At 46.7% G+C, this 18,267-nt stretch carries 15 protein-coding genes; 7 read left to right on the forward strand and 8 right to left on the reverse strand.

Annotation, left to right across the window (positions count from 1 at the left end; translation table 11 throughout):
• Window positions 1–62 precede the first annotated feature (62 nt).
• From tnpA to KXJ80_RS12955, 5 genes are all read left to right on the forward strand, one after another.
• A complete protein-coding gene (gene tnpA / locus KXJ80_RS12935; RefSeq protein ID WP_039978090.1) occupies window positions 63–497 on the forward strand; it encodes an IS200/IS605-like element ISShes8 family transposase in 435 nt (144 codons plus the stop codon).
• Between the two features lie 206 nt (window positions 498–703).
• Window positions 704–1,387 (forward strand): response regulator transcription factor SsoR, encoded by a 684-nt coding sequence (gene ssoR / locus KXJ80_RS12940; protein ID WP_218738504.1) that lies wholly within the window; start codon window positions 704–706, stop codon window positions 1,385–1,387.
• A 180-nt stretch (window positions 1,388–1,567) separates the two neighbouring features.
• The gene (locus tag KXJ80_RS12945; RefSeq protein WP_047540009.1) at window positions 1,568–2,695 is read left to right on the forward strand and encodes a M14 family metallopeptidase; all 1,128 of its coding nucleotides are present in this window, start codon (window positions 1,568–1,570) and stop codon (window positions 2,693–2,695) included.
• Between the two features lie 8 nt (window positions 2,696–2,703).
• Window positions 2,704–3,021: a hypothetical protein gene (locus KXJ80_RS12950; RefSeq protein ID WP_037418858.1), complete on the forward strand. Its 318-nt coding sequence runs from the start codon at window positions 2,704–2,706 to the stop codon at window positions 3,019–3,021.
• Window positions 3,018–3,299 (forward strand): YeaC family protein, encoded by a 282-nt coding sequence (locus KXJ80_RS12955; RefSeq protein ID WP_037418861.1) that lies wholly within the window; start codon window positions 3,018–3,020, stop codon window positions 3,297–3,299. Before KXJ80_RS12950 ends, KXJ80_RS12955 begins: the two co-directional genes overlap by 4 nt.
• A 68-nt stretch (window positions 3,300–3,367) precedes the next feature.
• On the opposite strand, the gene ansA is transcribed toward KXJ80_RS12955, so the two are convergent.
• Window positions 3,368–4,381 (reverse strand): asparaginase, encoded by a 1,014-nt coding sequence (gene ansA / locus KXJ80_RS12960; RefSeq protein ID WP_218738503.1) that lies wholly within the window; start codon window positions 4,379–4,381, stop codon window positions 3,368–3,370.
• Between the two features lie 110 nt (window positions 4,382–4,491).
• Complete coding sequence (sppA, locus tag KXJ80_RS12965; RefSeq protein ID WP_218738502.1) at window positions 4,492–6,336, reverse strand: signal peptide peptidase SppA; 1,845 nt, start codon at window positions 6,334–6,336, stop codon at window positions 4,492–4,494.
• Between the two features lie 165 nt (window positions 6,337–6,501).
• Between sppA and KXJ80_RS12970 the strand changes: the two genes are divergently transcribed.
• Entirely contained in the window at window positions 6,502–8,520 is a 2,019-nt protein-coding gene (locus KXJ80_RS12970; protein ID WP_218738501.1) for an oxidoreductase, read from the forward strand.
• 100 nt (window positions 8,521–8,620) lie between these two features.
• On the opposite strand, the gene KXJ80_RS12975 is transcribed toward KXJ80_RS12970, so the two are convergent.
• From KXJ80_RS12975 to ubiG, 6 genes are all read right to left on the reverse strand, one after another.
• Window positions 8,621–9,076 carry a nuclear transport factor 2 family protein gene (locus KXJ80_RS12975; RefSeq protein ID WP_256931102.1) on the reverse strand — a complete coding sequence of 152 codons (456 nt, stop codon included), beginning with the start codon at window positions 9,074–9,076 and terminating at the stop codon, window positions 8,621–8,623.
• A 197-nt stretch (window positions 9,077–9,273) separates the two neighbouring features.
• On the reverse strand, window positions 9,274–9,693 hold the full coding sequence (gene yfaE, locus KXJ80_RS12980; RefSeq protein WP_037428098.1) for a class I ribonucleotide reductase maintenance protein YfaE: 420 nt from the start codon (window positions 9,691–9,693) through the stop codon (window positions 9,274–9,276).
• Window positions 9,694–9,726: 33 nt separating this feature from the next.
• Entirely contained in the window at window positions 9,727–10,857 is a 1,131-nt protein-coding gene (gene nrdB / locus KXJ80_RS12985) for a class Ia ribonucleoside-diphosphate reductase subunit beta (RefSeq protein WP_037418877.1), read from the reverse strand.
• A gap of 61 nt (window positions 10,858–10,918) precedes the next feature.
• Window positions 10,919–13,207 carry a class 1a ribonucleoside-diphosphate reductase subunit alpha gene (gene nrdA, locus KXJ80_RS12990; RefSeq protein ID WP_218738499.1) on the reverse strand — a complete coding sequence of 763 codons (2,289 nt, stop codon included), beginning with the start codon at window positions 13,205–13,207 and terminating at the stop codon, window positions 10,919–10,921.
• Between the two features lie 445 nt (window positions 13,208–13,652).
• On the reverse strand, window positions 13,653–14,327 hold the full coding sequence (locus KXJ80_RS12995) for an HAD family hydrolase (RefSeq protein ID WP_055648352.1): 675 nt from the start codon (window positions 14,325–14,327) through the stop codon (window positions 13,653–13,655).
• Between the two features lies 1 nt (window position 14,328).
• Entirely contained in the window at window positions 14,329–15,039 is a 711-nt protein-coding gene (gene ubiG / locus KXJ80_RS13000) for a bifunctional 2-polyprenyl-6-hydroxyphenol methylase/3-demethylubiquinol 3-O-methyltransferase UbiG (RefSeq protein ID WP_037418885.1), read from the reverse strand.
• 384 nt (window positions 15,040–15,423) lie between these two features.
• Here ubiG and gyrA point away from each other — a divergent pair, with 384 nt between their 5' ends.
• Window positions 15,424–18,186, forward strand: coding sequence for a DNA gyrase subunit A (gene gyrA, locus KXJ80_RS13005; RefSeq protein WP_259474439.1), 2,763 nt, complete (start codon window positions 15,424–15,426; stop codon window positions 18,184–18,186).
• Window positions 18,187–18,267: the final 81 nt, after the last annotated feature.

Genomic DNA, 18,267 nt, shown 5'->3' on the forward strand with positions numbered 1-18,267 from the left:
TGTATACCTACCCATGTTAAATGCATCTTTGATTTTTAGCGAAGTCAAAAGAGGCAAATAACATGAGTAGATACGAGCAAGCATCGCATGTGTTCTGGCGATGTCAATATCATATAGTCTGGACACCAAAGTACCGCTTTCGGATATTGAAAGGTAATGTCGGAAAAGAGGTTTATCGATGCATTCAGGTTTATTGCCATCAAATGGGATGCATAGTCATGGAGCTAAATGTTCAAGTTGACCATGTTCATTTAGTGGTGAAGGTACCTCCGAAGATATCTATATCGAATTTAATGGGGGCGTTAAAAGGTAAGATAGCTTTGAAAATATTCAGTAAATTTCCTTACCTACGTAAGAATAAACTTTGGGGAAATCATTTTTGGCAGAGAGGATACTTCGTCGATTCGATTGGAATTAACGAGGAAATAATCCGTAGATACGTTAGGCATCAAGAGAAAGTAGAGCGGCAAGAGCAGGGTCAACTTGCTCTTGAATAAAGGCCCCCTTTTAGGGGGTTAAAACAAAGCCACCTTCTTTAGAAGGTGGATTCTTTACTTTGGTGCAAAAGGTTACAAGCGTTATCTATCGCTGCTAACTTGATCACAATTAAGTAAATACTGATTTTTAATCTTCTTCTTATACTAGAGCCAAACATCTAGGCATGGTAACATAAATGATATTGATTATCGTTTGGTGTTTTGAGATGAGTAGAATACTGTTAGTCGATGATGATCCATTATTCCGATTGTGGTTAACTGATGTGCTCCGAGCACAAGGACATGAGGTTGAATGTGCCGTTAACGGTGTTGATGGGCTTTCACGCATTCGCTCCTTTGCGCCCGAGATTGTTATGCTCGATCTGGTGATGCCGCAAATGGATGGTTTTGAGCTTTTACAAGCAAGGAATTGTCTGACGCCGATAATGATGTTGTCAGCCCGCGATAATGAAGAAGACAGGATCAGAAGCTATGAACTCGGGGCGGATGACTTCTTAGCTAAACCCTTTAGTATTAAAGAGTTATTGGTACGTTTGCAGGCGATTGAGCGACGGTTAGTGCAGCGGCATAAGCCACTAATGGCGATAGATCAAACCGCCGCCATTCAATCGATTAAGTTTGACGAAACCGCCTACAGGATAACCATCGACAAGCATGCCGTGGAGTTAACCCAAACTGAGTTTAGGTTATTTAAGTACCTGTTTGAACGAAAAGGGCAAGTGATCACTAAGCAAGAGCTGCAAAAGTCAGTTTTGCAGAAGGACTTAGGGCGGTTTGATCGTAACTTGGATATGCATATCAGTAATACAAGGCGCAAACTGGCAAATACTCGTTTACCGCGGACATTAATTAATACGGTACGTGGTCAAGGATACAGTTTTTCCGCTTGATGAGTTGTGAGGGGCTAACAAACTAGGCACTGATTAATTAAAGCGTGACTGATGGCTTCTTAGGCAATTTTACTCGCTTTCATTTTCCCCTGATACGGATTTGGTTTATTCTAACGGGCATTATAGTAGATGCGTATTTTGCATCATTACCCTCACATGAATAACTAAGTAGGAATCAGTATGCGGATCAGTGCCAATTTTGATGGCGGAAATATCCAAGTCATTAATCTTGATAATAAAGACGATATTCAACTGGCTATCCGTCCCGATGCGGGCGGTGAGTTTTATCAATGGTTCAACTTCCGATTCGAAGGTGAGGTGGGAAACCAGTACACCTTAAATATTATCAATGCGGGCACCGCTTCCTATCCTAAGGGCTGGCAGGATTACCACGCAGTCGCCAGTTACGATCGTCAGCATTGGTTCCGTGTACCAACTCAATATATTGATGGCAAACTCATTATCCAGCTTGAACTTGATTGTGATGCGATTCAAATCGCCTACTTTGCGCCCTACAGCTACGAGCGTCATTTAGATCTTCTCAGCAACGCACAATTGCATCCCGATGTAAATCTTGAGCATTTAGGTCTGACCTTAGATGGACGTGATATTACCCTGATGAAAGTGGGCGATGGCAATCCTGATAAACGCAATATTTGGATCACCGCAAGGCAACATCCCGGTGAAACCATGGCGGAATGGTTAGTCGAAGGCTTAGTGAATCGTCTGCTGGATAATGATTGCCCAACCGCAAAAGCACTGCTCGATAAAGCAAACTTCTACATCGTGCCTAATATGAACCCCGATGGCAGCGTAAGAGGCCATCTGCGTACCAATGCGATTGGGGTAAACCTTAATCGTGAATGGCAAACTCCAAGCTTAGAAAGAAGCCCAGAGGTTTACCATGTAGTGCATAAAATGCAACAAACGGGCGTGGATTTATTTTACGATGTTCATGGTGATGAAGGTCTTCCCTATGTTTTCCTCGCGGGTTGTGAGGGTGTACCAGCTTACAATGAGCGATTGGCGCAGCTACAAGCGGACTTTAGTCAGGCATTAACCTTGGCCAGTGCCGATTTCCAAACCGAGTTTGGGTACGCTAAAGACGAGCCTGGTCAAGCCAACTTGACCGTGGCGTCTAATTGGGTGGCGCAAACCTTCGATTGCTTGTCTAACACCTTAGAAATGCCTTTTAAAGACAACAACAACCTGCAGGATCCCTTTGTGGGTTGGTCACCAGAGCGCAGTATTTATTTAGGCGAAGCGTCATTGATTGCCATGCTCGCCGTGGTTGATAAGTTAAGATAGGTGCGACTATGGCATTAATCGAATGTCCAATCTGCCGTAAACGGATGTCGAGCAAAGCGCCAGCTTGCCCGCATTGTGAGGCAAAAACCAATGGTGATAATAGCTCGCTCGTACGGATCAGTCATATCCAAAAATCCAGCAGCTTAATGAACCAAAGCTTTGTTGCCATGACGCTGTTTATTGCGGGGGTGGTGATTTGGTTTTGGGGTGGAGAGCCCGCCGAAGGCGTACGCGCAACCATTGGTGCCATCTGTTTTGTCTTTGGTTTTGTGGGCTATTTAATTACCCGCGTTAGAATCGTATTACATAAGCGAAAGAGTGTATGACCGACATTAATCAAGTAATCGACCAAATGCCTGAAGAAGTCTATGAAAGGCTGCGTAGCGCTGCTGAATTAGGCAAATGGGAAGATGGCACAGTATTGACCGAAGCCCAGCGTGAATCGACTCTTCAAGTGGTGATGCTCTATCAGGCGCGCCGCTTAGATCAAACGGAGCATTTCACCATAGGTGCTGGCGGAAAATTAAATGAGCTGTCAAAGGCGGAGTTGAAGAAACAATTCCGTGGCGAGTCGATAGCCGAGTTTAAAGCTGACGACCTGTAATCTCAGTTGACGCAACGTAGTAAAAAAGCCCACTAATGTGGGCTTTTTAATACGCAAAGTTGCGATCCTTAATCGGGGCTGAGTTCACCAACCAAGTTTTGCAACATGGCAGCTTTAATTTCGCTAGGTTTTAAGTTTTTCGACAGCAGATAATGCAACTTAGCCAGCGCGGCTTCAATGGTCATGTCTGCACCACTGATCACCCCCGCTTTGGCGAGGGCATTGCCCGTAGCGTAACCGCCCATATTCACTTTGCCTTGGAAACACTGAGTTAGGTTTACTAACACAATCCCCCGTTCATCCGCTTGCTTTAGGGTATCGAGTAATGCCGCATCCTGCGGTGCATTGCCCACGCCAAAGGTCAGCAAAATCAGTGCCTTAACGGGTTGCTGCAGAATGTTCTCAAAAATTTGTGTCGAAATACCAGGGTAGAGAGTCACTACACCGACGGGCTGTGGGCTGATATTCGCCACTTCCAACGGTTTATCACTTGGCGTGGCAATTTTACCTGCACGCAGATTAATTTTAATCCCCGCTTCAAGCAGTAAGGGGAAGTTTGGTGAGGCAAAGGCATCGAAGCCATCGGCATGGGCTTTGGTGGAACGATTGCCGCGGAACAGTTTGTTATTAAAGAATAAACACACTTCAGCCACCGGATAATTGGCGGCGATATACAAAGAGTTGAGTAGGTTGGTTTGACCGTCGGATCTCAGCTGTGCTAAAGGAATTTGAGAGCCGGTGACAATAACAGGCTTTGACAGACCTTGAAGCATAAAGGATAAGGCCGATGCGGTATAGGCCATGGTATCTGTGCCGTGGAGGATCACAAAGCCATCGTACTTGTCGTAATTTGCCTTGATATCATCGGCAATCATTTGCCAGTCGGTCGGTGCCATGTTTGATGAGTCGATGAGCGGGCAGTACTCGTGGATCACAAACTCAGGCATTTCAGCATGGTAAAACTCGGGCATGGATTGGACGCATTGGGTCAAAAATCCTGCTACTGGTGCAAAGCCATTATCGGTTTTTTGCATGCCTATGGTGCCGCCCGTGTAGGCGACATAAATGGAGCGTTTAGTCATTCTTGTCGTTATCTTAGCTTCACGTGGGCTAATTATACGATTTTGCTGACATAAACCCAATAAAAAAGCCCGAGGTATCGGGCTTTTGTGTCTTTCATCTTGAGTCTGCGCTAGTTTATCGCACAGCTGTCACAATATACATACACATGGTTAGGGTCATTAAAGGCCACGATAGTCTTTAAGCTACCGGTCCATTGGCTCAGCATTTGCTCAAGCAGCGTTGAATGGCTGAGTGAAGCGGGTAAATAAGCCGACACTGAAGCAAACATTTGCTGCACAAAACGCTGCTCAGGCGTGAGTTCTTGCTCAATCACACGGGTATCGAACAGGCTTAAATCCGCCAGTTTTGCTGCTTTCGCGACAGCTTGGTCTATATCACCTAGTTCGTCAACTAAGCCTAATTCTAGAGCTTTTTTACCACTCCACACACGGCCTTGGGCGATGTTATCCACTTGTTCTAAGGTCATTTTTCGTTCCTTAGCCACCAGTGAAATAAAGTCTAAGTAGCCACGCTCAATATGGCGCTGGATTACCGATTCAATTTGTGGGGAGAGGGTGCGAGTCACTGATAAACCCGCCCATTCAGAGGTTGATACGCCGTCGGTATGGATGCCTAAACTGGCGAGTGAATCTTCGAAGGTGGTGATCATCCCGAAGATGCCGATAGAGCCCGTCAGTGTTGTTGGTGTCGCGAAGATATAATCGGCGCTGGCCGAAATCCAATAACCGCCCGATGCCGCAAGGCTACCCATACTCACGACTACAGGTTTACCCGCCGCTTTGAGGGCGAGTAATTCTTGGCGGATTTGCTCCGAGGCAAAGGCGCTACCGCCAGGGCTGTCAACTCGTAACACCAGTGCTTTAATATGTTTATCAAATCGCGCCTTACGAATGAGTTCAGCCGTGCTATCGCCACCAATCTGGCCGGCGGGTTGGCTGCCATTTAAAATAGTGCCGCTTGCAACGATAATACCAACACTGTCTTGCTCAACAAAGCTTGGCAGAGGTGTCACTAGGGTTAAATAGTCGTAAAAGCTGACTTGCTTAAAGCTGTCACCCGACTTTTCTTTACCCACGGTATCGAGCATAACTTTGCGGAAATCTTCATCGGTCGCTAGGGTATCGACCCATTTCATATTGAGGGCCATAGTCGCAGAATCGCCCTCAGCCTTATCGAGTTGTGCAAGGTAGTTTGCCGAGTCCAAAACCAAGGCTTTGGTATCAATTTGGCGATTTGTCGCCACAGTTTGAGTGTAACTTTGCCAAACATCAGCAAGTAGGACGCTGCTAGCCTCTCTGGCCGCATCTGACATATCGTCACGCATATAAGGTTCTACTGCGGATTTAAACGTCCCAACACGGAAAATATGTGCTTTTATCTTGAGTTTTTCGAGGGCGGATTTGAAGTATTGGTTATACATACTTAATCCCTCAAGTGAGACGCTACCTTGAGGGTTGAGATAGATGGTATCGGCAAAACTGGCAAGAAAATATTGGTTTTGTTCGTAATAGTTACCAATCGCTACAACCTTTTTGCCGCTTTCTTTAAAACGATTTAAGGCGTCGCCAATGGATTGTAATTTGCTGATCCCCGCACGTTTTAGCTCTGCCAAGTCTAAGACTATAGTGCTGATCCTGTTATCGTGCGCCGCATTATCAATCACATAGATAATATCCGCCAGTAGGATTTCGCCATCGCTGCTGCCGTTATTACCTTGCTTGAGTGCGGCTTCAAGCGGGTCGACCTGTTGTTTTTGATCAACAATCGATCCCGCAAGATTAAGTACCAGTGCCGAATTATCTTCGACCTGAATATCTTCACTACTGCCAATGACAATCAGAATCATGGCGAGGAGGCCAAAAAAGATCAGGTTGAGTATGAATTTACGGATCCCGTTAAGGGCGTTCCAAATGAATAAGCATATTCTCTTGAAAAACGATGGGTTAGCGGACATTAGCCACTCCTTTGCATATCGAATGTGCCAATGCTAACTGAAAATCTCTTCACTGGCTAAACACAATTGTAAAGGTTTTTAACTTTTAACCCGTTAGCAACAGTTGAGCTTACATTTGACTCAAGGTATGCTCATTTAAATCACTTGTTTAAAAAGGATGTTTGAATGTCGTTTCCCCATTTATTAGAACCCTTAGATCTGGGATTTACCCAGCTCAAAAACCGTGTGTTGATGGGCTCCATGCACACGGGGTTAGAAGAAGAAAAGGGCGGATTTGAGAAACTGGCAGCGTTTTATAAAGAGCGCGCGTTAGGCGGCGTAGGATTGATCGTCACTGGCGGAATTTCACCAAACCTACGTGGTCGATTGACTCCCCATGCTTGTCAGCTGAGTTTCCCTTGGCAAGTGGGCAAGCACCGCATTGTGACTCACGCGGTGCATGAGGCCGGTGGTAAAATCTGTATGCAAATCCTGCATGCTGGCCGCTATGGTTATCATCCTTTTTCGCAGGCACCGAGTAAAATCAAATCGCCGATTACTCCCTTTACGCCTTCGGCCATGTCAAGCCGTCAGGTACGCGCCACCATTAAGGATTACGCCAGTTCAGCCGCTTTAGCGAAAAGAGCGGGATACGATGGCGTTGAAGTGATGGGCTCTGAGGGGTATTTGATCAACCAATTTATCAGTTTGCGAACTAATACGCGCACCGATGAGTGGGGCGGCAGTTTTGAAAAACGCGCGCAATTTCCGCTAGAGATTGTGAATGCCATTCGTGCCAAAGTGGGCAAAGACTTCATCATTATTTTCCGTTTATCTATGCTCGACTTAGTCGATAACGGCTCCACTTGGGACGAAGTTGTGCAACTGGCCAAATGGCTTGAACATGCGGGAGTGTCTATTATCAATACTGGGATTGGCTGGCATGAGGCCCGTGTGCCAACCATTGCGACTAGCGTGCCCCGCGGCGCCTTTGCTTGGGTGACCGAAAAACTTAAGAAGTCGGTTTCAGTGCCCTTGATTGCCACAAACCGTATTAATACGCCTGAGATTGGCGAGCAAATTATTGCCTCTGGTCAAGCGGATATGGTGTCTATGGCTAGGCCGTTCCTAGCCGATCCTGAGTTTGTGAATAAAGCGGCGGCCAATACGCCAGAGCTTATCAATACCTGTATCGGCTGTAATCAGGCCTGTTTAGATCATACCTTCTCTCTGAAACGTGCCACCTGCTTGGTCAATCCTCGTGCCTGTTATGAGACCGAAATTAACTTTTTACCTACCAATAAAAAGAAGCGTATCGCAGTGATGGGCGCGGGCCCCGCTGGGATGGCATTCTCTGTGTATGCAGCGATGCGCGGCCATGAAGTCGTGCTTTTTGAGGCGAAATCCGAGGTGGGTGGTCAGTTTAATCTGGCACGTAAAATCCCAGGAAAAGAAGAGTTTAACGAGACAATTCGTTATTTCCTCAATCAAATTAAACTGTATAAAATTGATCTGCGCTTAAATACCCGCTTGGATGCTAAGGTACTGGAAACCGAAACGTTTGATGAAATTGTTATTGCTTCCGGCGTGGTCCCGCGCGAGTTGAGCTTGCCAGGATTTGATAGCCCCAAAGTGGTCGATTATCAGCAGGTACTGACGGGCCAAACTGCGATTGGTGACAAAGTCGCGCTGATTGGTGCTGGCGGTATTGGCTTTGATATGGCGCATTACCTCTGCGAATCTGAGTCTAGCACCCTCAATCCTGAAAAATGGTTAAAGCAGTGGGGTATAGACAAGCAATATCAGCATGCGGGCGGGTTAGCCGAGCCTGAAGTCGATAATAGCGATCATAGACAAGTCTATCTGTTACAACGCAAGACTTCTAAGATGGGCCAAGGTTTAGGTAAAACCACCGGTTGGATCCACCGTTTAGTGTTAAAACAGCACAATGTGAAAATGAAAACCGGCGTCAACTATGAAAAGTTTGATGATGCGGGCCTGCATATCCGCGTTGGTGAGCAAACCGAAGTATTGGCCGTGGATAATGTTATCCTCTGCGCCGGACAAGAATCTAACCGCACCTTAGTCGATGAGATGAAAGCAACGGGCATTCCTGTGCACTTGATTGGCGGTGTCGATGTGGCCGCCGAGCTCGATGCAAAACGCGCCATTCGTCAAGGCGCTGAGCTTGCTATGCGGCTGTAGTTTTTAAGCGGTTTATCCTAAAAAATGCCTGAGTCAGACTCAGGCTTTTTTGTTGATTGATATGAAGATAAGCGCTTATCTATATGAGTGGGCCATTTGCTTAGTTGGGTAAATGCCCATAACTGACGACTCTAGTGACTTGCCATTGGCCATTGGTGTGTTGCCAGACCATTAAAAATTTGGCTTTGCCGTCACAACTGCCAGTTTCTTGGCTGCAAAATTTATGTACACCCTCTGTTATCGCGCCAAAGTCCTTGATGGGATAGGCTTGAAAGCTCTCTTCAACCAGTGAGCGGGTGTATTTACCACAGGCATAGTTTTTAGTGTTGTTGATCATCGACTTGCGATCCCAAGTGACACCACCGTTGTCATGGTAAAACTCGACCTTATCTGCAAAGTAACTTTCGTGCAGCTTGAGTTGTTGCTCATCGGCACAACGATTAAATGAATCAAATACCTTACTATCCATGTCTTTCATTTCGGCAACGAGGTTATCTTCACTCGAAAATGCACTCATTGACACAAGCAGCAAGCTGATTGCGATTAACTTATCCATAGCTCTCCTTGGCATAAACTGGTCCACCTAATACAAAGTAAAAATAAGTGGAAAGCAATAACATAATGATCTTTTGGCAAGCTAACAAGGGTGAGCGATAAAGCGTTTGGGAAGCTGTAAAGATGTTGTTTTTTGCTAATCAGTAGGTGTTATGCAGGAGGATGTTTGTCAATAACAACCAATAGTAGACGACTCTGCTAGTCTTCGACCACTTCTTGCTGTGGCACGGCTTTGAGGTTGGCGGTTTTACGTGTAGATGTAGACTGAGCGCGGGTGTGGCAAGAATAGGTCACCACGGCAGCGCCTTCGGGCGATAAGTCGAGTTCTAAATCTTCGCTGGGTATACAGCAGCAGGGCAGACATTCGTCGGCATTGAGATCGGCTAGAGGCTCGGTTAAATAGCTGACACGACCACTAAGCACTTTTGTTTTACAGGCACCACAAAAGCCACTACGACATTCAGAGAAAATTCTGACTTTTTTGGCCTCAAGAGCTTGCAGTAAAGAGCCGTGCTGCGGGGTAAATAGCAGCACAGGTTGCCCTTGCAGGCGCACAATGGGCGCCTTGGCAAAGGGATTATTCAATGGATGGCTCTTTAGCTGGTTCGACTTAGTCATTTCGTAATCTAGTCATTTCACAATCAAAAGTGATTAGAGATCGAAATCAAGAAATTCATCACTGTCGACGGCTGCATCGATTTGGCCAACCAGATAGGATGACACTTCCACTTCTTGTGGGGCCACTTGCACTGCGTCACTCTCTAGCCAGTTTTTCATCCATGGCAGTGGGTTAGTTTGTTCTGCGTAAGGTAGCGGCAGGTTAACTGACTTCATCCGTTGGTTAGTAATGTACTCAACATATTGGCAGAGGATCTGCTCGTTTAGACCGATCATTGAGCCGTCTTTGAACAGGTATTTTGCCCATTCTTTTTCTTGTTCGGCGGCTTTTAGGAACAGGTTATAGGCTTCCTGTTGGCATTCTGCGGCAATCTCGGCCATCTCAGGATCGTCTTTGCCGCCCTGCATAATGGTTAAGATATGCTGAGTGCTGTTTAAGTGCAGCGCCTCGTCACGGGCGATAAGACGAATAATTTTCGCGTTACCTTCCATAAGTTTACGCTCAGCGAAGGCAAATGAGCAGGCAAAGCTCACGTAGAAGCGAATGGCTTCGAGCGCGTTAACTGACATCATGCACAGGTACAGCGCTTTTTTCAGGGTGCGGGTATTTACCTCTAAAGGCTCACCATCAATCACATGGGTGCCTTCACCGAGTAAATGATATGTCTGGGTTAATTTGATGAGGTGATCGTAGAACTCTGCAATGTCTGTGGCACGGCGCAGGATCTCATGGTTCACCACGATATCGTCAAAAATCACTGAAGGATCGTTGACGATATTGCGAATAATGTGAGTGTATGAGCGCGAATGAATGGTCTCGGAGAATGACCAGGTTTCAATCCAGGTTTCTAACTCAGGCAGTGACACCAATGGCAAAAAAGCTACGTTAGGCGAGCGACCTTGAATTGAATCGAGCAGCGTTTGGTATTTCAGGTTCGAAATAAAAATATGCTTTTCATGATCGGGTAGTGAGTTGTAGTCGATTTTATCGCGGCTCACATCGACTTCCTCTGGGCGCCAGAAGAAAGACAGCTGCTTTTCAATTAGTTTTTCAAACACTTCATATTTTTGTTGGTCATAACGTGCGACGTTTACCGATTGTCCGAAAAACATGGGTTCACGGGTGGCATCGTTGGGTGTTTGGCAAAAAGTAGAGTAGGTCATGGTACGAGTATTCCAATAAGTCGGGATCCCATTGGGATCCCGCAACCGTTAACATTGAAGATTAGATTTTGCAAGCGCCGCCAGCACAGCCGTCATCTTCTTTCTCTATGTTGGTAATGTCATCGTGTTGATCCGATGCACCATCGCGAGTGTTATGGTAGTACAGCGTTTTTACACCTAACTTGTAGGCATTGAGTAAGTCTTTTAGCAGGGTCTGCATTGGGACTTTACGGCCCTCAAAACGCGCTGGATCATAGTTTGTGTTGGCCGAAATCGCTTGGTCAACGAACTTTTGCATGATACCCACAAGCTGTAAGTAACCTTCGTTGCTTGGCATTTGCCATAACAGCTCGTAGTTGTATTTCAGCTCATCGAAATCAGGCACTACTTGTTTTAACTGGCCATCTTTACTGGCTTTCACACTGATCAAGCCGCGTGGCGGTTCGATACCGTTGGTGGCGTTTGAGATCTGTGATGAAGTCTCAGACGGCATCAGTGCAGACAATGTCGAGTTACGTAAACCGTATTCTTTGATATCTTGACGTAGTGTTTCCCAGTCTAAATGCAATGGCTCACTGCAAATCTTATCTAGGTCACGTTTGTAGGTATCGATAGGTAAAATACCTTGAGCGTAAGTGGTCTCATTAAATAATGGGCACGCACCTTTTTCTTTCGCCAGATTCATTGACGCTTTGAGCAGATAAAACTGAATCGCTTCAAAGGTCTTGTGAGTCAGATTGTTCGCGCTACCATCGGAGTACTTCATACCATTCTTCGCTAAATAGTTAGCGAAGTTGATAACACCAATCCCTAAGGTACGACGGTTCATCGACGAAATTTGCGCCGCTTTGATTGGATAATCTTGGTAATCCAGCAGGTTATCTAAGGCTCGCACGGCTAAATCAGCTAATGGCTCCAGTTCCGCTAAATCGGTAATTGTCCCCAGGTTTAATGCCGACAGTGTACAAAGGGCGATTTCGCCGTTTGGATCGTCAATGTTATTCAATGGCTTAGTCGGCAGCGCGATTTCAAGGCAGAGGTTAGACTGTCTGATCGGTGCAACTTTTGAGTCAAATGGACTGTGGGTGTTACAGTGATCCACGTTTTGAATGTAGATACGGCCCGTTGAAGCACGTTCTTGCATCATCAGTGAGAACAGATCCACCGCTTTTAATGTCTTTTTGCGAATGCTGCTGTCTTGCTCATATTGCAGATATAAACGCTCAAATTCGGCTTGATCTTCAAAGAAGGCATCGTAAAGACCGGGTACGTCCGATGGGCTGAACAGGCTGATATTTTCGCCTTTGATCAGACGTTGGTACATCAGTTTGTTGAGCTGCACGCCGTAGTCTAAGTGGCGGATACGGTTATCTTCAACGCCACGGTTATTTTTCAGTACTAGCAGCGATTCAACTTCTAAGTGCCAAATAGGATAGAAGAGGGTAGCTGCACCGCCGCGCACGCCGCCTTGCGAGCACGATTTCACCGCAGTTTGGAAATACTTGTAGAAAGGTAAGCAACCCGTGTGGAAGGCTTCGCCACCACGGATTGGGCTTCCTAATGCACGGATACGACCAGCGTTGATACCGATACCAGCGCGTTGGCTCACGTATTTTACGATAGATGATGCTGTCGCGTTGATTGAATCCAAGCTATCGCCACATTCAATCAGTACGCATGAGCTAAACTGACGAGTCGGCGTACGCACTCCCGCCATGATAGGCGTTGGCAGTGAAATCTTAAAAGTCGATACCGCATCGTAAAAATCTTTGACGTATTGCAGACGCGTTGCCTTTGGATAGCGGGCAAACAAACAGGCCGCCACCAGAATATAGAGGAACTGGGCGCTCTCATAAATCTCGTGGGTGACGCGGTTTTGAACCAGATATTTACCTTCAAGCTGTTTAACGGCTGCGTAGGAGAAGTTCATATCGCGCCAATGGTCGATATAAGCATCCATAATATCGAGTTCTTCGCGGGTGTAATCCTGCAGAATATGCATATCATACTTACCCAGCTCTACCAGCTTAGTGACATGGTCATATAACTTGGGCGGCTCGAACTGACCAAAAGCCTTCTTACGCAAATGGAATACGGCTAAACGCGCAGCCAGAAACTGATAATCGGGTGACTCAGGGGAAATTAAATCCGCCGCAGATTTGATGATCGTTTCGTGGATAGCTTCGGTTGGGATCCCATCGAAAAACTGTAAATGCGTGCGAAGTTCAACTTCAGAAACAGAAACGTTTTTTAATCCCTTGGCTGCCCAAGTAATTACGCGGTGTATTTTGTCGAGATCAATTGTCTCACGTGCACCACAGCGTTTTGTAACTGTCATATTGCTATTCATTGAAGAGAGGCCTTGGTTCTGATATCTGTTCAGGTGAACTAAGTCACCGTACGTTTCCTTGTAAAACAATCAACCTGAAAACCCTTAATACTGTTGACTATGGTGAAAATAGTCGATTTAGCGGGGAACTTCTAGTGTGTCTGATTGCTACCTATACACAAGATATGGTGTTTTAAATAATCTGAGATACAAGATAGTGAGGTTTGCTATTATTTGCAAGTCTCAATTTAGGGGGTATCTTGTGGATATCTTGAGGATAAAAAAATGCGTTAGTAATGACTAACCCTGTAGCTCAAATTGAGATTAGCGTGCGTCTGATATGGCGAATTTTTATTCCGATCCCGCAGTGTGATCGATCGCTAAAATAAGCAGCGATCACGATCGCGGGGATTGACCCATAGCGTTAATTCTATTAATAGCTATCAGCACGAATCCTGATTCGTGCTTATTTTGTTAACGCTTGGCTTAGTGCCGAATGTAAATTCGAAGGCGTCGTAAACTGTGCATAGGCAGGCCATGCATCGGGTGTATCGTCCTCGCCCAAATATCCCCACAGCGCTACACCGCCGAGCATGCCCGCCGCTTGAGCCGCCAGTAAATCCCGCTCAGCATCACCTAAGTAAAGGATTTGCTGTGGCTTGCACTGCAACTGCTGCGCGCCCAATAGCATAGGTGCGGTATGGGGCTTAGGGTAACGGGTCGAATCGCCGCTGATCATTACCGGCATACGCGAGCTGAGCTTAAGCTTATGTAACAGGGGACGAGTAAAACGGGCAGGTTTATTGGTGATGACTCCAAATGGCACGCGGCATAACTCGAGCCAGTCAAGCAGTGGGGAAATACCTTCAAACAATTGGCAATGGTCGCCATTGATCCTTTGATAGTGGGCAAGGAGTCCTTGCTGGACTTGGGTGCGTAGCACCTCATCTGCGCCTGGAATGGCCGCATCGACTAAGGCAAAGCTGCCATGGGAGGCGGCGCTACGCATGTCTGCAAAGGGTTTTGCTGCAATACCGACATCAGACAAACTGAGGTTAAGGGCCTGAACCAGATCCGGCGCGGTATCGGCAAGGGTACCATCAAGGTCGAATAAGACCCCTTTAACCTCAGCTAAACTCATCTTAATCTGCCTTTTGCGTTGCAATCATATAGTTTACATCGACCTTAGATGTGTACTTAAAAATCCCTGTTAACGGGTTATAAGTGATCCCAAGGGCGTCTTTACAGATGAGGTCGGTGTTATCGACTAACTCAATCAATTCGGAAGGTTTAATAAACTTATTATGATCATGAGTGCCAATCGGTAACATCTTCAGTAGATATTCAGCACCGATAATGGTTTCGACAAAGGATTTAACATTGCGATTAATCGTGGAAAAAAACACAAAACCACCGGGTTTTACCATATCGCAGCAGGCTTGGATCACTGATTGGGGATTGGGTACGTGTTCGAGCATCTCCATGCAGGTCACCACATCATAGTATTCGCGGTGATCTTCCCTATGAGCCTCGGCGGTGTTTTTCACGTAATTGATGCTCACACCGGTTTCCAGCGCATGCAAGCGTGCAACTTCTAACGGTTCTTCACCCATATCAAGACCATCAACCACTGCACCGATGCGCGCCATGCTTTCGGATAAAATGCCACCGCCGCAACCGACGTCGAGCACTTTTTTACCAAAAATCCCGCCAGCAGTTTGATCGATATAGTTTAAGCGAAGGGGATTTAATAGATGCAGCGGTTTAAACTCGCCATTGAGATCCCACCAGGTTTCGGCCATACGTTCAAACTTTGCGATTTCCTGTGGGTCTACGTTGGTATTCTGTTGCATGCGATTACCTAAAGCGGCTGAATAGTGCGGCTATTATAACGACAATGGTGGATAAACACAGTATTGGCTGATTCTAAGTCTTTGTGGTTGAGTGAAATTTCAGCAATTATCATTAATTCTTAAACACTTTGTGAAGCGGAGCGGTTTTTCTGCTCGGATATTAATCAAGTCTTGGACTCAATTTCGCCATTAACAACCGATTTTATCGGGTTTAAAAGTGCAAATTGACAGTGTTTTCATCTATTAAGCCACATCCTTCTCAATTCGCGCAGGATAGGTCTGGCGACATTAAATAACTGTGTTAGAATGCCAAATCACGTTTTTGGGCCGCTCAATGATACGGATTATGCGTTGTCGGCTAATTTTCAGGGGAACGAGCAGTTTATGACTGATCTGGCATCATCTATTTCGCCAATTAATATCGAAGACGAACTAAAGAATTCGTACCTTGATTACGCCATGAGCGTCATCGTAGGACGTGCATTACCAGACGTGCGTGATGGCCTTAAGCCTGTACATCGCCGCGTGCTGTTTGCCATGAGTGAATTGAAGAACGATTGGAACAAGCCGTACAAAAAGTCTGCCCGTGTGGTCGGTGACGTGATCGGTAAATATCACCCCCATGGTGACTCGGCGGTATACGACACTATCGTGCGTATGGCTCAGCCTTTCTCACTGCGTTACACCTTAGTCGACGGTCAAGGAAACTTCGGTTCGGTTGACGGTGACTCTGCCGCGGCAATGCGTTATACCGAAATCCGCATGGATAAGTTAGCGCACCAGCTCCTCGCCGATCTTGAAAAAGAAACCGTTGACTATGTGCCAAACTACGACGGCACAGAACAAATTCCTGCGGTATTACCGACACGCGTACCTAACCTGTTGATTAACGGTTCATCGGGTATTGCGGTGGGTATGGCGACGAACATCCCACCACACAACTTAACTGAAGTGGTTAAAGGCTGTTTAGCGCTGATCGCCGATCCTGCGCTGTCGATTGAACAGCTCATGGAATATATTCCTGGCCCTGATTTCCCAACGGCGGCGATCATCAATGGCCGTAAGGGCATTATCGATGCGTATAAAACGGGCCGCGGCCGCGCCGTTATGCGTGCGCTGGCTGAAGTCGAAACCGAAGACAATGGCCGTGAACGTATTATCGTCACCGAAATTCCTTATCAGGTGAACAAGGCGAAACTCATCGAGAAAATCGCTGAGCTAGTTAAAGATAAGAAGATTGAAGGTATTAGCGGCCTGCGCGATGAGTCTGACAAAGACGGTATGCGCATCGTTATCGAAATCAAGCGTGGCGAAGTGGGCGAAGTTGTTCTGAACAACCTCTATGCCCAGACACAAATGCAATGTTCTTTTGGTATCAACATGGTGGCTTTGACCAATGGTCAGCCTAAGTTGTTCAACTTAAAAGAAATGCTCGAATGCTTTATCCTGCACCGCCGTGAAGTGGTGACTCGCCGTACCGTATTCGAACTGCGTAAAGCGCGCGAACGCGCCCATATTCTTGAGGCATTAGCGGTCGCGCTGGCCAACATCGACCCGATTATTGCGCTGATCAAAGCTTCGCCAACGCCAGCAGACGCTAAAGTCAAACTGGTTGAGCAGGGCTGGGCGCTCGGTCATGTACAGGGCATGCTTGAAAAAGCGGGTGATGATGCGGCGCGTCCTGAATGGTTAGAGCCAGAATTCGGTATCCGTGACGGCTTATATTATCTGACTGAGCAACAGGCTCAGGCGATTCTAGAGCTGCGTTTACACCGTTTAACCGGTCTTGAGCACGATAAGATCATCGCTGAATACGAAGAGCTGCTCGAGTTCATCGCAGGTCTGCTGTTTATTTTGCGCAGCCCTGAGCGTTTGATGGAAGTGATCAAAGAAGAGCTGGAAGAAATTCTTGCTGAATATGGCGATGCCCGCCGCACGGTGATCAACGCCAACGAAATTGATATGAGTCTTGAAGACTTAATCAACGAAGAAGACGTGGTTGTGACTCTGTCACACTTAGGTTACGCCAAGTACCAACCGCTTAGCGATTACCAAGCCCAGCGCCGTGGTGGTAAGGGTAAGGCCGCCACTAAGGTGAAAGACGAAGATTTCGTTGAAAAACTGCTGGTTGCCAACACCCACGATACGATTCTGTGCTTCTCAGACTTCGGTAAGATGTACTGGCTCAAGGTCTATCAGTTACCGCTGGCGAGCCGGACATCGCGCGGTCGTCCGATTGTTAACTTGCTGCCACTGGCCGATGGCGAACGCATTACGGCGATTCTGCCAGTGCGTGAATACGCCGAAGATAAGTACATTATCATGGCGACCTCTAACGGTACCGTGAAGAAGACTGCGCTGACAGCTTACAGCAACCCACGTGCTAACGGCATTATCGCTGTTAACCTCAAAGACGGTGACCAACTGATCGGTGTCGATATCACCAATGGTGATGATGAGATCATGCTGTTCTCGAACGAAGGTAAAGTGGTTCGCTTTAAAGAAGGCGAAGAAGTTGCCGTACTCGATGAAAACGGCAACCCAGTGCTGGATGAAGAAGGCAATCCACAAATCAACTTCAAGGGCGTGCGTCCAATGGGCCGCGGTGCGACCGGTGTTCGCGGTATCAAGCTTGAAGAAGGCCAAAAAGTGGTGTCTCTCATCGTACCTAAGGGCGATGGCGCTATCTTAACCGTGACTGAAAACGGCTATGGTAAACGTACTGAACTGTCTGAATACCCATCTAAGAGCCGCGCGACCAAAGGTGTGGTATCGATCAAGGTGAGTGAGCGTAACGGTGCAGTTGTTGGCGCGGTACAAGTTGGCGGCAATGATGAAATCATGCTGATCAGCGACAAAGGTACCTTAGTCCGTACGCCGGCGAACGGTGTGTCTATCATCGGCCGTAATACGCAAGGTGTGACCATTATCCGTACTGCAAGTGATGAGAAAGTGGTTGGTCTGCAACGTATTGATGAGATCCAAGGCGACGAAGATGACGTCGAGCTGGATGAAAACGGTATGCCAATCGTCCCAGTTGTCGCTGAAGGTGACTCTGTTCAACAAGGGCCTTTAGAGGAAGAGGATGAACTGGAAGAAGAATTAGACGAAGATGAAGAGCTTGACGACGAGCAAGACGAAGACTAATTCGAAAGCATAAAAACGAGCGTCCAATTGGACGCTCGTTTTTTTCATGGCAACGTTTTATTTTATGAATTCTAATATCAT

Source organism: Shewanella xiamenensis (genome assembly GCF_024971755.1).
Taxonomy (GTDB): domain Bacteria; phylum Pseudomonadota; class Gammaproteobacteria; order Enterobacterales; family Shewanellaceae; genus Shewanella; species Shewanella xiamenensis.

Coding starts and splice junctions, on each gene's coding strand:
- tnpA (WP_039978090.1), top strand. CDS start 63: ATGAGTAGATACGAGCAAGCATCGCATGTGTTCTGGCGATGTCAATAT.
- ssoR (WP_218738504.1), top strand. CDS start 704: ATGAGTAGAATACTGTTAGTCGATGATGATCCATTATTCCGATTGTGG.
- KXJ80_RS12945 (WP_047540009.1), top strand. CDS start 1,568: ATGCGGATCAGTGCCAATTTTGATGGCGGAAATATCCAAGTCATTAAT.
- KXJ80_RS12950 (WP_037418858.1), top strand. CDS start 2,704: ATGGCATTAATCGAATGTCCAATCTGCCGTAAACGGATGTCGAGCAAA.
- KXJ80_RS12955 (WP_037418861.1), top strand. CDS start 3,018: ATGACCGACATTAATCAAGTAATCGACCAAATGCCTGAAGAAGTCTAT.
- ansA (WP_218738503.1), bottom strand. CDS start 4,381: ATGACTAAACGCTCCATTTATGTCGCCTACACGGGCGGCACCATAGGC.
- sppA (WP_218738502.1), bottom strand. CDS start 6,336: ATGTCCGCTAACCCATCGTTTTTCAAGAGAATATGCTTATTCATTTGG.
- KXJ80_RS12970 (WP_218738501.1), top strand. CDS start 6,502: ATGTCGTTTCCCCATTTATTAGAACCCTTAGATCTGGGATTTACCCAG.
- KXJ80_RS12975 (WP_256931102.1), bottom strand. CDS start 9,076: ATGGATAAGTTAATCGCAATCAGCTTGCTGCTTGTGTCAATGAGTGCA.
- yfaE (WP_037428098.1), bottom strand. CDS start 9,693: ATGACTAAGTCGAACCAGCTAAAGAGCCATCCATTGAATAATCCCTTT.
- nrdB (WP_037418877.1), bottom strand. CDS start 10,857: ATGACCTACTCTACTTTTTGCCAAACACCCAACGATGCCACCCGTGAA.
- nrdA (WP_218738499.1), bottom strand. CDS start 13,207: ATGAATAGCAATATGACAGTTACAAAACGCTGTGGTGCACGTGAGACA.
- KXJ80_RS12995 (WP_055648352.1), bottom strand. CDS start 14,327: ATGAGTTTAGCTGAGGTTAAAGGGGTCTTATTCGACCTTGATGGTACC.
- ubiG (WP_037418885.1), bottom strand. CDS start 15,039: ATGCAACAGAATACCAACGTAGACCCACAGGAAATCGCAAAGTTTGAA.
- gyrA (WP_259474439.1), top strand. CDS start 15,424: ATGACTGATCTGGCATCATCTATTTCGCCAATTAATATCGAAGACGAA.